This is a genomic window from Faecalibacterium sp. I4-1-79 (genome assembly GCF_023347235.1).
GTDB lineage: Bacteria > Bacillota > Clostridia > Oscillospirales > Ruminococcaceae > Faecalibacterium > Faecalibacterium tardum.
The window spans coordinates 2,026,203-2,040,384 of sequence record NZ_CP094467.1 but is presented as its reverse complement, the minus strand read 5'-3'; the positions used below and the strand labels follow the sequence as shown (position 1 = coordinate 2,040,384).

Here is a 14,182-nt window from a genome sequence, read left to right as displayed (position 1 = left end):
TCCCGTGCAGCAGGGTGATTTTAGCGGTCATGCTCTGCCGGGGGCTTGGTGCGGGGCTTTTCTGTGGGAGGTTCATCAGGCACCGGCAGCACCAGCAAACGGTTGCCCAGCTTCAGAAAGGCTTCCGGCTGATGGAAAAGCTGCTCGTACTTCTGCGCCAGTTCCGGGGTCAGGGATGCAAAATCCTCCTCGCCCAGACCCACCACCAGAAAAGTCCCGGCAACGGCATCATACATCTGCCCGTTCTCATCCCGCAGGGCACGATTCAGGGGCAGTCCCATGAGCTTGCCGTCATCGTTATAAACGATGGCAACCGGGTCATCGGCAAAGGGATAGCTTGCGCCGATGGAACCGCCGACAGCCTGCTGCAATGCTTTCAGGTCGTTATCGATCTCGACCTGCTGCGGATACTGCCCCGGCGCAATTTTCAGCACCGACAGAGTGTTCTCTTCCATGTGAATCCTCCTTTCCGTTCAGCCCGATTTCGCCGCTCCGTGCCGCCTGCATCAAAGCCGCCACGAAGAAACCGAAAAAGGCACCAGCCTCAAAAAACGCGATACCGATAAAAAAGTTCAGCATAGCACACCTCAGTCGATGCAGATGCAGGTCAGCTTCTGCTCGTCAGCCATCAGGGTGATGCTGTGGCTTTCCAGATACTTCTGGAACAGGTAGACCTCATCAATGGTCAGCGAGATGACCTCGCCGTCCATGTTGGTGCGGACCAGAATCACCGGGCCGGTCAGGTAGTGCTTGCCGCCCATCTTCAGCACCTGCGCCGGGTTGTAGCAGAGCAGCAGCGAGGTGTTGGGAAGATTCAGGCAGGCATCGTCCTCCTCAAAGCAGGGCAGGATGTCGGGAGCCTCGTCCAGCGTGATGACGGTCAGTTCCATATCCGGGGCAATGGCTGCGAGGTAGACCTCACCGCCCCGGTTTGCCGCCAGCGCAGCGCAGATACGCACATCAATGGTGATCTCTTCGGAGCGGATGGTGCGGGTAGCGTTGTTTTTCATAGGCTTTTCTCCTTTTGATTGCAAAAGAAAAAGACCTCATCGGGTCTTTCGTTACGGTATAAGTCAGCGTTCGTTCTGCCGCTGCTGTTTGCGCTGCCACTGTTCCAGCAGCTTGATGATGGTGTCCTCCATCTGTTTCGGGGTGTAGCTGCGCGGGAAATATTTCCGCAGGGTGTCGTTTTTGATGACCACCTTGTCCAGCTCGTCCTTTTTCTCTTCTCCCATGACCGCAAAGGCAACATCATACGAGAAGTGCCCTTCCTGCGCCAGCCTTTTGAGCCGCTGCGCTTGGGAAAGGGACGGCGCATTCTGGGTGTCGTTCATAGCTTCTAAAAAATCCCGCTGTTGGCTTTCGTCCAGATAGGACAATTCCACAGCGGGATTGAAGGCAATTTTCTTTTCGTCTACCATGTCCAGCAGTTCGGGGATAAGGTTGGTCAGGCGGATGAACCGCTGGACGGTTTTATATCCCTCGCCAGCATCTTCCGCAACCCGTTCAATGGACAGCTTCGACTTCTGGACAATTTGTCCAGAAGTTAAATCTGACCTAGCACCTTGATTTTTTATTGCTTCCAGCTTCATTTTGTAAGCGAAAGCCCTTTCACTGGGCAGAATGTTCTCACGTTGAAGATTGCTGTCCACCATGAGCAAAACGGCGGCATCATCATCCATCTGACGGACGATAACAGGCAGGGCATCCAGCCCCGCAAGCTGTGCAGCGTGCTGGCGGCGGTGCCCGGAGATGATCTCGTAGCCACCTTCCGGGCGTGGGCGGGCAATCAGCGGAGATAATACACCGTACTGTTCCACGCTTTCCACCGTGCGCTGCATGGACTCATCATCCAAAACCTTAAATGGATGATTCTTGAAAGGAAACAGCTCTCCAATGGAAATCTGCTGAACCTGTTCCCGTTGTTGTTCCTGTCGGGATTCTTCCGTGGAGAAAATGTCATCTGCCCCTTTCAGCGACACGTTTAAGCTGTTTTTCGGCATCAGCCAGCACCTCCTCGTATTATAAAAGAGTAGTATTTATAGACCGCTCTCCAGCGGTATGCTACACTGTATGGGATGCTGTGGATTGGTGAACACCTCCTACCGCAAAGACGGTTTGACGAAGGCTCCAACCACAGCTTCTTTGTTGAAATGTTAATCAGTTAGATACCGCCAGACGGTTTATTTAGAACGAGGTTACAAGAGCAAAGAAGTCTGTGGTCCTAAGCAGCATTGAATAATATAACGGAGGTATAAAATGGTCTGTGTCGGAATTGATGTTGCCAAAGATAAGCATGACTGTTGCATTCTCGATTCGGAAGGAACGACCCTTGTCGATTGCTTTACCATTCCCAACAACATGGATGGTTTCAAAAGTCTGCTACAAACAATCCAAGACTGTTCTCAAAAATCAGACAAAATAAAAGTAGGGCTTGAGGCTACCGGACATTATAGCTACAACATCCGTGGGTTTCTTCTTGACAATGATCTGCCCGTCTATGTCATGAATCCCTTGCATACCAACCTGTATCGAAAGAGCCTCAGTCTTCGCAAAACTAAAACCGATCGTGTGGATGCAAAAACGATTGCAACTATGCTGTTGTCCGATGTAGACCTCAAGTCCTACACAGATACAGCATATCACAACGAAGAACTAAAGTCACTCACGAGATACCGATTTGATAAAGTTCAGGAACGCGCTAAACTAAAGCAGTCGGTGTCCAGATTGGTTACAATCCTGTTTCCGGAATTGGAACAGCTTGTTTCGTCTATCCATGGCACTTCAATCTACGCACTTCTCAGTGAGTATCCCGGTGCAAAGCAGATTTCAGAAGCTCATCTGACCAGATTAGCTAATATTCTCGTGAAAACATCCAGAGGCCATTACCGAAAAGATAAAGCTACTCATATCCGAGATGCAGCCAGAACATCCATTGGTTCTGTTATGCCTGCTAAGTCTTTGGAATTAAAGCACACCATTAAGCTCATTCAAGAACTTACCTCCGAAATCAATGAAATTGAAGATGCCATTCGGAAAATCATGGATGAATTGAAACCGCCGATCCTTTCGATTCCCGGAATGGGATTTCATTCTGCTGCGATGATTCTTGCAGAGGTAGGGGATTTTTCGAATTTTAACTCTCCTGACAAAGTTTTGGCTTATGCTGGATGTTCTCCCTCCACATACCAGTCAGGAAAACTCACAAACTGCTATGCACACATGGAAAAGCGTGGCTCTCGTTATCTTCGATACGCTCTTTACACTGCAACCAAATACGTCTGCTACTGGAATCCTGTTTTTACTGAATACCTTACCAAAAAGCAAGCTGAAGGCAAGCACTACAATGTTGCCCTATCTCATGCCACAAAGAAACTCGTACGACTGATTTACGCTTTGCAGAAGTCCGGTAAAGCATATCTTGCCGTCACTTGATTTTCTCCAGAGCCTGAGTTAAACCTAAGAACAACTTAGCTGGCGCAGCGAACCCTTGACAAACCGAAGCATTCAAATGCTATTCTGTTTTTGCGAGGGTTGGCTGGGCTTGCTTTGCTGTTCTCTCCGTCACCCTCGCTACTCCAAGGCCAGCATTTGAATGATGTTTGTCATGGGCAGCGGATGGTTGGCGGATTTTTTCATTTTAGGGCTTGACTTTTAATAGTTAGTCTTCGTCAGAGATTGGTAGGCTTCTGCCACCTTGCCTTTGGGGTCGTGCTGGAAAATGCTCTTACCCACGGCACTGATTTCCGCAGCACGGACAGACCGTGGAATGGTCTGGTCGAACACCTTGATCTTGCTGCCGTAGGCACCTCGAATCAGATTGTCGATCTGCTGTCCATAGTTGGTGCGGCTGTCGGTCATGGTCAGCAGGATGCCCTCGATTTTCAGCTTGGGGTTGATCTGCCGCCGGACTTTCTGCACAGTCTGCAAAAGCTGTTCCAGACCCTTTGCAGACAGATACTGCGCCTGCACGGGAATCAAGGTGGTGTCTGCTGCTGCCAGTGCATTGACGGTCAGCATCCCAAGGGAAGGAGTGCAGTCCAGCAGAATGAAATCGTATTCATGCTTTGCCCCTTCCAGCACCTGTTTCAGCATCTTTTCCCGGTTCATACAGTTGACGAGAGACACTTCCAGCCCTGCCAGTTCAATGTTTGCCGGAATCAGGTCAACGCCCTCCGCATGGTGCAGAACGCCTTCACCGGGCGGAATGCTCTGGTCATTCATGGCTTTTGCCATCAGGGTGGAAAGGGTAGTGGGCAGTTCATCGGGCTGCTGCCAGCCCATGCTGATGGTCAAGCTGCCCTGCGGGTCAGCGTCCACCAACAGGACTTTCTTGCCCTCCATCGCCAGCCCGATGCCAAGATTTTCACAGGTGGTGGTCTTGCCGGTGCCGCCTTTCTGGTTGACGATGGCAATTGTGGTTGCTTTCTTTGAAATTTTCATCACCTCCGCATCGCTAAGTCGTGGTTGGTTTGGTTCTGGTAGGAAAGCTGCATCGTGGTGGGTGCGTTGTACAGAGAAGCGAGCAGATATTGTTTCATGTTACGGATCGGATTGCTGTTCTCTGCAAGGCACTTCAGCACAAAGCGGATATGGTCGGCGTTCAGCTTCATAAACCGGCTGCGTACCACATCGGCGGGTTTGTCGTCCCCGGCAATGTGCAGTAGCTTACGGTTGGTAGCGCAGGTATCCACCAGCAAATCTACGATCTGATAGATGGTATCCTCATCGTCCGGGCAGAGCCGGAGCAGAAGGTCTACCTCCAAAGACTGAGAAAAATATTCTTCCAGTTGGGTGCGTTTGCTCATCCCATCCGATTCTTCAGAATAGAAAGAATCAGTCTCACTCATTTCAGTATCATTCTCTATTACAATAAACATGGAACCGGATATGGCAGCCAGCCATATTCCATTCCAACTCGTACCTAAGCTACAATAAGAGAGTAATCGGCTAACGCATCATTCTCTGGGCTTCTACGCCCGTTCTAAAGACAGTTGACCATCTCTCTTGTTGTAGCATTCGTTTTAAGCAGGTTGAGCCACCCGCCAAGCGGAGCGTTCGTGTCACCCAATAGATTGAATCGGCAACGAGTAAAAGATGGATTCCGGTTGCAAATACAAAGTAATGGAGGAACCGTTATGAACGCTGTAGGCATTGACGTTTCCAAAGGAAAGAGCATGGTTTGCGTCATGCGCCCCTTTGGAGAAGTAGTACTCGAACCCTTTGAAGTTTTACACACCGCCCAAAGCCTGAACGATCTGGCTGGGAAGCTCAAAGCTTTGGACGGAGAGACCCGTGTCGTCATGGAAGCCACCGGGAATTACCACAAACCAGTTGCTTTCGTTTTACACGATGCGGGCTTATTCGTTTCCGTAGTCAATCCTGTTCTGATTCATGACTATGACAACAACAGTTTAAGACGTGTCAAAACGGATAGAAAAGACGCTGTTAAAATCGCCAACTATACGCTCGACAAGTGGACACGGCTACGACAGTATCTTCCCGAAGATGATACCCGGCTGGCTTTGAAGAATTGTTATCGTCAGTACCAGCAAGCCGTGGCAGTTCGTACTATGCTGAAGAATAATCTGATCTCATCTCTTGACCTGACCTTTCCAGATGCAAACAAGCTATTTTCAAGCCCCGCAAAGAGCAACGGGTGCGAAAAATGGGTCGATTTCATTGGAGACTTCTGGCACAGTGAGTGTGTTTCAAGCCTTTCCTCTGATGCCTTTGCTAAAAAGTATTTAAAGTGGTGTCAGAAGCACGGATATAATTTCACTCGCTCAAAATCGGATACGATCTATGCCTGTGCAGTCAATGCTGCTTCTCTTCCAAAATCCCCAACCTCAAAACTCCTTATTCAGCAACAGGTCGCTCAGCTGAAAGCCGTATCTCAGTCCGTGGCTGCATTCCAGCAGGAGATGCTTCGCCTTTCTCAACAGCTTCCGGAATTTGATACTGTGATGGAAATGTACGGCGTCGGCCCTTCTCTCGGTCCTCAACTGATGGCTGAGATCGGAGATGTCCGTCGTTTCTCATCCAAGAAATCACTCATTGCATTTGCAGGAATTGAACCGCAGCCAAATGATTCTGGCAAGATTGTGGGCAACGATAGCGGAATTAGTAAAGTGGGTTCGGCTGTTCTACGTAGGACGCTCTTTCTGATTATGACTGTCATCTTGAAGACACAACCTCAGGATGAGCCGGTTTTTCAATTCATGAACAAAAAGCGCTCTGAGGGAAAACCCTACAAAGTTTACATGATGGCTTCAGCCAACAAGTTCTTGCGAATCTATTATGCTAGAGTGAAAGCTGTAATGGACTCCAAACACTCAAAATAAGCATGGATATTTGTTTTTGGTCGTAATTTCCTCTTGAGCCTGAGCTGAATTCAAAGAACCGCTTAGCTGGCGCAGCGAACCCTTGACAAACCGAAGCATTCAAATGCTATCCTGATTTTGCGAGGGCTGGCTGGGCTTGCTTTGCTATCCCCTCCGTCGCCCTCGCTGTGTTTTGACCAGCATTTGAATACTGTTTGTCATGGGCAGCGGTCGGTTAGCGAATTTTCTTGTTTTGGGACTTGACTTTTATTAGCAGGTCTTTAGTCTTATTACATCGTGATTTTGCAGGGTCTTGACTTGCGTTTTTGAAGCCTCCAGAATCGTGAAAATCACGATTCTGGAATATTGATTTAGACGATTCTGCCGAAAAGTTCTTCACATACACCAAACTTGGCTTTCCCAGACCTCTGCGTTTTCGTTCAATCAGACCAAACTTTTCGAGTTCCCGGAGCAGCTTGGTCGCTTTGTTGTCTGCGCAACACAACGCCCTCTTGACATCCTCTATCGTGAAGATAATGAACACCCGGTTCTGCTTGTCCAGCCAGCCGTTTTTCACAGACAGGCTCATGCGGTCAAGCAGGATGCCGTACAGCGTTTTGGCATCGGTGGACAGATTTTGAAACCGCTGCTCCTGAAAAAGAGCCTTTGGAATGCGGTAGAACGAAAACAGCTCTCCGGCCTGTCCGTAAAAGTAGTCAAGGGTCATACAATTCTGTCAAGGATGAAAAAACAACGATGGTTCATTGACATGGTTGACAAATCCTCCTTATAGATAATTCGTGCAAACAAAAAGCGCAACTTCGATTGATGAAAATCGAAATTGCGCGATGTAACTTAGCCGGGGGAGAAAGGTCATTTGTCAGGTTCGTTTGACCACAATTTGACCACAAAAGGAATGAAACGTCTTGACATCCAATGAAACAGAATGGTATAATGCATTTGAAATTTAACGATACTGAGTCTAGGCAGTATCGGATTGTACATTGTGTTTTCGAGAGAAGCACAATGGGGTTCAAGAGGCCGTGAGTTCGATTCTCGCCACTCGGACCAAACAAAAATAATCCGAACTTGTTTCCGATAGGAGATGGGTTCGGATTATTTGTTTTCTTCGGAAAATTAGCGTTTGCGAAGCAATGAAAGCCCCAGTGGGGCTTTTAAGCGGCAGAGCGGTCTTGCGCAAGCAAGATGGAGGGGCTTTGCCCCGACAAGTTCCATGCAGGTGTCCGTGGAAGATGAAATCCGAAATCATAGATTGGTCGATATAAGCTACAACATGATTTCAGGAGGACATGAACGTGAAGTGCGATGCAAGAGTTTGTCATTTTAACATGGACACCGGATGCGTGGAGCTGCAGCTCCGGGATGGGAGAAAAATTTCCATCGATTGCACCGGGGTCGAGGATGCGTTAAATGTGACCATGGCGCAGAGGACGGAACTGGACTACCTCATCTACAACGATCCGTTGGGCTATGCGGATTTGATTCTGAACGGTGACCCGGAGGAATATTTGAAGAATATGGCTGGAAGCCATGGGTTAGAAATCTAAATGAATGCTGGACATTACCGCTTTTTTGAGCTGGTGATGTCCGGCATTTTTTAGTGTTGCCCGATCAATTTTAATGGAATCTTTATACTTCTACAATTTTCTTTACGGCTCCTTTATCTATTCCATGCTAATCTTTATGCACACGGATAGGTAAAGGAGCTTTTATGATTCAATATCCTCGTTACAGGCAGCACCGTTTTTCTTCTTTTCAGGTCATTATTGCAGGGTTTGCGGCAGTTGACCTAGTGGGCGCATTGCTTCTGATGCTCCCGATCGCTGCACAGCAGCGGTGCGTTACACCGTTCCATGAGGCGCTGTTTACTTCCACCTCTGCCCTTTGCGTGACCGGACTTGTGGTACAGGATACCGGCAGCTACTGGTCGGCATTCGGGCAGAGTGTGATCCTTCTTCTGATTCAGATCGGAGGATTGGGCGTCATTACGGTAGGCGCTGCCTTTGCGCTGCTTTCCGGGCGAAAGATCTCCCTCAAACAGCGCAGCACGATGCAGGAAGCCACCGCTGCCCCGCAGATGGGCGGCATCGTGCGGCTGACAGGCTTTATTCTGCGGATCACCGCCCTGTTTGAATTGGCCGGTGCTGCACTGCTGCTGCCGACATTTTGCGCCGATTATGGATTGCGCGGGATCTGGTATGCACTGTTTCATTCCATTTCGGCGTTCTGCAATGCCGGCTTTGATCTGCTGGGAACAAAGGGTGCAAAATTTGTTTCGCTGACACGGTATGCAGGCGACCCATTGCTTACCACAGTGATCGCGGCCCTGATCGTCTTTGGCGGCCTTGGCTTTCTGACATGGGAGGACATTTGTACATATCGCCTTGACTTTCACCGTTATCGGATGCAGAGCAAAGTGATCCTTGTCACAACGGCGTTTCTTCTGGTGTTGCCGTCGCTGTACTTTTATTGCTTCGAGTTCACGGCAGGCTCTGCCCGGCAGCGCATTTTATTGTCGATGTTCCAATCCGTTACCCCCCGTACTGCCGGCTTTAACACCGCCGATCTTGCTGCGATGGGCAGCACTTCACAGGCATTGATGGTGGTTCTGATGCTGTTGGGCGGTTCGCCCGGCTCCACGGCAGGCGGCATGAAAACCACAACATTTGCCGTTCTGCTGGCCAATATGTGGGCGACCTTCCGCCGCAGAGAAGATGCGGAATTTTTCGGGCGGCGCATAGATAGTTCTGCGGTCAAGAATGCTGCCACGATTGCAGGGATGTATTTGACGCTGTTCTTCCTTGGAGCCTTTGTCATTGCTACGGCAGAGCAGCTGCCGATGTCGGTCTGTTTGTATGAGACTGCTTCGGCTGTGGCAACGGTGGGTCTGACATTGGGCATCACGCCGCAGTTGGGCATCCTTTCGCAGGGGGTGCTGATCGCACTGATGTTTTTGGGACGTGTTGGCGGATTGACGTTGATCTACGCGGCATTTGGCAGCAGCCCTGCCCACTCTCGTCTGCCGCAGGAGAAAATCGCAATCGGATAAAGGAGACAAGTATGAAATCGATTCTTTTGATCGGGCTTGGCCGTTTTGGCCGCCATATTGCGCAGGAACTGAATGAGCTGGGTCATCAGGTCATGGCCATCGACAGCAATGAGGACCGTGTGAACGCTGTGCTTTCCTATGTGACGAATGCACAGATCGGTGACAGCACCAGCGAATACTTTCTGCGTTCCCTTGGCGTTGGCAATTTTGATGTGTGTATCGTAACCATCGGCGGCAATTTTCAAAGCTCACTGGAAACAACATCACTGCTCAAGGAGTTGGGCGCAAAGCTTGTGGTCTCGCGTGCAGAGCGGGATGTACAAGCCAAGTTTCTGCTGCGCAACGGTGCGGATGAAGTGGTCTACCCGGAAAAGCAGCTGGCAAAGTGGGCAGCAATCCGATACAGCTCCGAACACATTCTGGATTATATCGAGCTGCAGGACGACCACGCCATCATGGAAGTGACGATTCCGCCGGAATGGATGGATCGCACGATCGGCGAGATCAATATCCGAAAAAAGTATAACATCAACATTCTTGCACTGAAAAAAGACGGAAAGCTCGATATGGGCATTACGCCGGATACGCAACTGTGCCGGGATGAAAGTATGCTGGTTTTGGGGAAATACGCATCGATCCAGAAGTGTTTCCGGCTCTAAAAAGATAGGACGGATCGTATGGATGTCGCTTTGTTATTGATGGTTCTTGGAGTCATGTTGAGTGGTTTCCGGGCAGCAGATGCGCTGGATCACATACGACGGGAGATCCTTCGACAGGAAGGAAAAAGACGCGGCTGGTGGTCGTGACCATCAAATTGTGCTATACTGTGGGCAAGGCAGGTGATCTTTATGAATCAGAATGACCCACCCACTGAACATATTCTGGCGTGTCTGTCGTCCTCTCCCTCCAATGCAAAGATCGTGCGGACGGCAGCAACGATGGCAAAGGCGTTTGGAGGGACCTTTACAGCTCTGTATGTCCGGACGCCTGACTCGGATCAGATGGGAAAAGAAGATCGTCGGCGTTTGCAGCAGCACATTCGTATGGCAGAGCAGGCAGGTGCCGACATTTCTACGATCTACGGGGATGACATTCCACAGCAGATCGCAGAGTTTGCCCGCATCTCCGGCATTACAAAAATCGTACTGGGGCGCTCCAGCGTACATCGCCGCCATTTCTGGAGCGGACCGTCACTGACTGAAAAATTGACGCTGACTGCGCCTAATCTGGATATTTATATCATCCCGGATGCTTCTGCAGAGAACGGCTACGGTTCAGGACGGAAGCTGTTCACCCGTCCGCTTCTGCCGTCTGTCCGTGATCTGCTGATTACCGCAGGCATCCTGAGCTGCATCACGCTCATCGGCTTCTTTTTCTTGCAACTGGACTTTGCACGCTATAATATTATTATGCTCTATATGCTGGGGGTGCTGTTCACCGCATTGTGTACCAGCGGCTACACCTGCGGTGTGCTGGGGTCCGTTGCCAGTGTAGCATTGTACAATTTCTTCATGACCGAGCCATACCTGACATTCCATGCGTATGATTCCGGTTATCAGGTTACATTTGCCCTGATGCTGACCTCTGCAATCATTACCTGCGCCCTGACAACGCGGCTGAAAGACCATGCAAAAATGTCTGCACAGGCAGCGTTCCGTACAAAAATACTGTTTGACACAAATCAGCTTTTACAGAGAGCAAAAAGCGAGGAAGAAATCCTCTCTCAGACAGCGTCCCAGCTGATGAAGCTGCTGAACCGGAGCCTGATCGTCTACCCGGAACAAAACGGAGGTCTTGGTTCAGAACAGCTTTTTTCGGTTGACGGGGAAGTGCCGTGTAACATCTTTTCTGCACCGGAAGAACGTGATGCAGCAAACTGGACGTTTGCCAACAAAAAGCGTTCCGGCGCAGGCACGGATAGCTACCCGGATGCAAAGGGGCTTTATCTTGCGCTTCGGACCGGAGGTGGCGTGTTTGGAGTGATCGGGATCGATCTGTCCGAAAAACCGCTGGATGCCTTTGAAAACAGTGTGCTGCTTTCCATTCTGGGCGAAGGTGCGCTGGCCATCGAAAACCGCAGAAATGCGCTGGAAAAAGAGCAAGCTGCATTGCAGGCAAGGAATGAAGAACTGCGGGCAAACCTGCTGCGCACGATCTCCCATGACCTGCGCACCCCGCTGACCTCCATTTCAGGCAATGCCAGCAATTTGCTTTCCAACGGAGAAACGCTGGATACAGAGACCCGGAACAAGATCTGCACCGATATTTTTGACGATGCGCAATGGCTGATCGGTCTGGTGGAAAATCTGCTTTCCATCACCCGCATTGAAGATGGGCGGATGAATCTGCAGATCTCGCCGCAGCTGATGGACGAAATGATCGAAGAAGCACTGCATCATGTCAACCGGAAAAGCTGCGAACACACCATCACAACACAGTATGGGGACGAGATCCTCCTGGTCAATGTGGATGCACGGCTGATCATGCAGGTCGTTGTCAATCTGGTGGATAACGCCATCAAATACACCCCCGTGGGCTCGGTTATTCAGATTTCGGCTTACCGGAAAAACCATCAGGTCGTAGTGGAAGTTGCAGATAACGGTCCCGGCATTCCGGATCGCGCAAAAGCACAGGTGTTCGAGATGTTTTATACCGGGCAGAGCCGCATCGCAGACAGCCACCGCAGTCTTGGACTGGGCTTGCCCCTCTGCCGTGCAATCCTGACGGCTCACGGCGGAACATTGACCCTGCGTGACAACATTCCCAATGGCAGTGTCTTTTCCTTTGCATTGCCGCAAAGCGAGGTGAACATTCATGAATAAGCCGTCCATTCTGGTCGTAGAGGATGATGTTCCTGTACGGTGTCTGATCACAACGACCCTGAAAACCCACGGCTATAAATATCTGACTGCTTCCAATGGGGAAACGGCGATCATGATGACTACCAGCCACAATCCGGACATCATGCTGCTGGATCTTGGACTGCCCGATATAGACGGCATCGAGGTCATCCGCAGCGTCCGCACATGGTCGAACCTGCCCATCATCGTCCTGAGTGCCCGGAGCGAAGATTCTGATAAGATCGAGGCACTGGACAACGGCGCAGACGATTATCTGACAAAGCCGTTTTCCGTGGATGAGCTGCTGGCAAGACTGCGTGTAACGCAGCGCCGATTGAATCTGCTGGCTTCTGACGGCATAAATAGCCCGGTTTTTGTCAATGGTCCTTTAAAGATCGACTTCTCGGCCGGGTGCGTTTGGCTGAGTGAGAATGAATTGCATTTGACCCCCATCGAGTACAAGCTGCTGTGTGTGCTGGCGCATAATGTGGGCAAAGTGCTGACGCATACCTCCCTCACGCAGAAAGTATGGGGCAGTACGCAGGAAAATGACATTGCTTCCTTGCGAGTTTACATGGCATCCCTGCGCAAAAAATTGGAACGATACCCGGATGCGCCGCATCTGATTCAGACCCATGTTGGTGTCGGATACCGGATGCTCCGCGCAGAAAACGATGAAGCATAGTAAAAAACAGGGTGCGCCCACCCGGACGCACCCTGCAAAAAGCCACAGACAATAGCGATAAGCTGTAAAAAGAAGCATGGACGCCCCCGAAAAGGAGAGCGTCCATGCTTCTTGCTGTATCCGAATGGAGGAGATTGCGAAATCAGTGATTGTCCGGGCAGACGATTTCCAGCATCTGATCGAAAACCTCTTCCATCTGCCGCACCAGTGTGAACTGGGTGCGGGCGCGGTCGAGGTTGTGATCCGGGCGAGCAATATGGAAATAATGGTCGCCCTCCAGATAGTCAGTCAGAAAACGGATGCCGCATTCCAGCGTCATGAGCCTTGCACCCCATGCAAGGCTCTTTTTTTCTGCCATGCTCATGGATGCCCCGGCAGTGGAGAGATACCCTTTGGCGAACACTTCGTACAGATGCAGGTCAAAATGGACTTTGCTCTGGTCAGGTTCGTCCTCAGCGCAGTCGTTGGCACCGGTGCGGATGGAATCGCCGAAGTCGTAGGCCGAAAGTCCCGGCATCACGGTGTCGAGGTCAATGACACAGATGCCTTTTCCGGTAGCGGCATCGATGAGGACATTGTTGATCTTGGTGTCATTGTGGGTGACGCGCAGAGGAATTTCGCCAGCTGCCAGCTGATCCAGCAGGACATGGCAGTCCTGCTCCCTCGCATGGATAAATTCGATTTCCGACGTGATATTTTTTGCCCGGCCCAGTGCATCGGCGGCGAGGGCTTTTTCAAAATTGGCATAGCGGTTGGGCGTGTCGTGGAAGCGGGCGATGGTTTCGTGGAGGGTGGAGGCCGGGTAATCCTCCAGCTGGTTCTGGAATTTGCCCAGTGTCTCGGCCACGGTGCGGAAGTCGGTTTCGCTGCCGACCTGCTGCAAACAGATGGTATCTTCTACAAAGTCGTAGGCACGCCATGCGCCGCCGTCTGCATCCAGATAGCAAGTCGACCCCGACAAAGTTGGGATGACATTCAGCGTTTCCCGTGCTGGGTCGCCGCCCTCGGCAAGAATTTTCGCCCGCAGATGCCGGGTCACGCCGCAGACATTCTCCATCAGGCCCACCGGGTTAGTAAAGGTATCTGTGTTGATGCGCTGCAAAATAAAGCGTTTGGAATGATCTTCCCGCCAGACCACAAAGGTGTCGTTGATATGCCCCTCACCATAGTGGTGAGCATCGCAGAGCACAGGCCCGCCAAAATCAAAGGCATTTGCAGCAGACTGGAGCAGAGAAAGGGTAACGGATTTCATCATAAATTCCTC

The 14,182-nt window shown here is 50.6% G+C and carries 12 protein-coding genes and 2 pseudogenes; 7 read left to right on the top strand and 7 right to left on the bottom strand.

The window, feature by feature from the left end; all coding sequences use genetic code 11:
- Positions 1-20 precede the first annotated feature (20 nt).
- The 3 genes from MTP36_RS10110 to MTP36_RS10100 form a co-directional block, all read right to left on the bottom strand.
- Complete coding sequence (locus MTP36_RS10110; RefSeq protein ID WP_330220885.1) at positions 21-461, bottom strand: DUF3846 domain-containing protein; 441 nt, start codon at positions 459-461, stop codon at positions 21-23.
- A 126-nt stretch (positions 462-587) separates the two neighbouring features.
- Positions 588-1,010, bottom strand: coding sequence for a hypothetical protein (locus tag MTP36_RS10105; protein ID WP_249249448.1), 423 nt, complete (start codon positions 1,008-1,010; stop codon positions 588-590).
- A gap of 63 nt (positions 1,011-1,073) precedes the next feature.
- Entirely contained in the window at positions 1,074-2,003 is a 930-nt protein-coding gene (locus MTP36_RS10100; protein ID WP_249249441.1) for a ParB/RepB/Spo0J family partition protein, read from the bottom strand.
- Between the two features lie 256 nt (positions 2,004-2,259).
- On the opposite strand from MTP36_RS10100, the gene MTP36_RS10095 reads away from it, so the two are divergent.
- Positions 2,260-3,435 (top strand): IS110 family transposase, encoded by a 1,176-nt coding sequence (locus MTP36_RS10095; protein WP_117527650.1) that lies wholly within the window; start codon positions 2,260-2,262, stop codon positions 3,433-3,435.
- Between the two features lie 219 nt (positions 3,436-3,654).
- On the opposite strand, the gene MTP36_RS10090 is transcribed toward MTP36_RS10095, so the two are convergent.
- Together MTP36_RS10090 and MTP36_RS10085 are read right to left on the bottom strand one after the other, a co-directional pair.
- Complete coding sequence (locus MTP36_RS10090; RefSeq protein ID WP_249249431.1) at positions 3,655-4,443, bottom strand: ParA family protein; 789 nt, start codon at positions 4,441-4,443, stop codon at positions 3,655-3,657.
- A pseudogene (locus tag MTP36_RS10085) lies at positions 4,443-4,865 on the bottom strand (DUF6017 domain-containing protein); the annotation flags it as partial. The gene MTP36_RS10090 and the pseudogene MTP36_RS10085, both read right to left, overlap by 1 nt.
- 273 nt (positions 4,866-5,138) lie before the next feature.
- Between MTP36_RS10085 and MTP36_RS10080 the strand changes: the two are divergent.
- The gene (locus MTP36_RS10080; RefSeq protein WP_154244678.1) at positions 5,139-6,344 is read left to right on the top strand and encodes an IS110 family transposase; all 1,206 of its coding nucleotides are present in this window, start codon (positions 5,139-5,141) and stop codon (positions 6,342-6,344) included.
- Positions 6,345-6,600: 256 nt separating this feature from the next.
- Here MTP36_RS10080 and MTP36_RS10075 read toward each other — a convergent pair.
- Positions 6,601-7,050: pseudogene (locus tag MTP36_RS10075) on the bottom strand (replication initiator protein A); the annotation flags it as partial.
- Between the two features lie 589 nt (positions 7,051-7,639).
- On the opposite strand from MTP36_RS10075, the gene MTP36_RS10070 reads away from it, so the two are divergent.
- The 5 genes from MTP36_RS10070 to MTP36_RS10050 all read left to right on the top strand — a co-directional run bounded on the left by MTP36_RS10070 (position 7,640) and on the right by MTP36_RS10050 (position 12,918).
- Positions 7,640-7,891, top strand: a complete 252-nt coding sequence (locus MTP36_RS10070; RefSeq protein WP_249249399.1) for a DUF6061 family protein — start codon at positions 7,640-7,642, stop codon at positions 7,889-7,891.
- A gap of 164 nt (positions 7,892-8,055) precedes the next feature.
- Positions 8,056-9,393: a TrkH family potassium uptake protein gene (locus tag MTP36_RS10065; RefSeq protein ID WP_249249383.1), complete on the top strand. Its 1,338-nt coding sequence runs from the start codon at positions 8,056-8,058 to the stop codon at positions 9,391-9,393.
- Between the two features lie 11 nt (positions 9,394-9,404).
- The gene (locus MTP36_RS10060; RefSeq protein ID WP_249249373.1) at positions 9,405-10,052 is read left to right on the top strand and encodes a potassium channel family protein; all 648 of its coding nucleotides are present in this window, start codon (positions 9,405-9,407) and stop codon (positions 10,050-10,052) included.
- Between the two features lie 189 nt (positions 10,053-10,241).
- Positions 10,242-12,215 (top strand): DUF4118 domain-containing protein, encoded by a 1,974-nt coding sequence (locus tag MTP36_RS10055; RefSeq protein ID WP_249249357.1) that lies wholly within the window; start codon positions 10,242-10,244, stop codon positions 12,213-12,215.
- The gene (locus MTP36_RS10050) at positions 12,208-12,918 is read left to right on the top strand and encodes a response regulator (RefSeq protein ID WP_005926942.1); all 711 of its coding nucleotides are present in this window, start codon (positions 12,208-12,210) and stop codon (positions 12,916-12,918) included. The genes MTP36_RS10055 and MTP36_RS10050 overlap by 8 nt, the downstream gene beginning before the upstream one ends.
- Positions 12,919-13,060: 142 nt before the next feature.
- On the opposite strand, the gene MTP36_RS10045 is transcribed toward MTP36_RS10050, so the two are convergent.
- Positions 13,061-14,170 carry a phosphotransferase enzyme family protein gene (locus tag MTP36_RS10045; protein ID WP_172678626.1) on the bottom strand — a complete coding sequence of 370 codons (1,110 nt, stop codon included), beginning with the start codon at positions 14,168-14,170 and terminating at the stop codon, positions 13,061-13,063.
- Positions 14,171-14,182 lie beyond the last annotated feature (12 nt).

Excerpts from the sequence above, each read along its gene's own strand:
- MTP36_RS10050 (WP_005926942.1), top strand. The coding sequence starts at position 12,208 with ATGAATAAGCCGTCCATTCTGGTCGTAGAGGATGATGTTCCTGTACGG.
- MTP36_RS10105 (WP_249249448.1), bottom strand. The coding sequence starts at position 1,010 with ATGAAAAACAACGCTACCCGCACCATCCGCTCCGAAGAGATCACCATT.
- MTP36_RS10095 (WP_117527650.1), top strand. The coding sequence starts at position 2,260 with ATGGTCTGTGTCGGAATTGATGTTGCCAAAGATAAGCATGACTGTTGC.
- MTP36_RS10090 (WP_249249431.1), bottom strand. The coding sequence starts at position 4,443 with ATGAAAATTTCAAAGAAAGCAACCACAATTGCCATCGTCAACCAGAAA.
- MTP36_RS10065 (WP_249249383.1), top strand. The coding sequence starts at position 8,056 with ATGATTCAATATCCTCGTTACAGGCAGCACCGTTTTTCTTCTTTTCAG.
- MTP36_RS10055 (WP_249249357.1), top strand. The coding sequence starts at position 10,242 with ATGAATCAGAATGACCCACCCACTGAACATATTCTGGCGTGTCTGTCG.
- MTP36_RS10080 (WP_154244678.1), top strand. The coding sequence starts at position 5,139 with ATGAACGCTGTAGGCATTGACGTTTCCAAAGGAAAGAGCATGGTTTGC.
- MTP36_RS10100 (WP_249249441.1), bottom strand. The coding sequence starts at position 2,003 with ATGCCGAAAAACAGCTTAAACGTGTCGCTGAAAGGGGCAGATGACATT.
- MTP36_RS10060 (WP_249249373.1), top strand. The coding sequence starts at position 9,405 with ATGAAATCGATTCTTTTGATCGGGCTTGGCCGTTTTGGCCGCCATATT.
- MTP36_RS10045 (WP_172678626.1), bottom strand. The coding sequence starts at position 14,170 with ATGAAATCCGTTACCCTTTCTCTGCTCCAGTCTGCTGCAAATGCCTTT.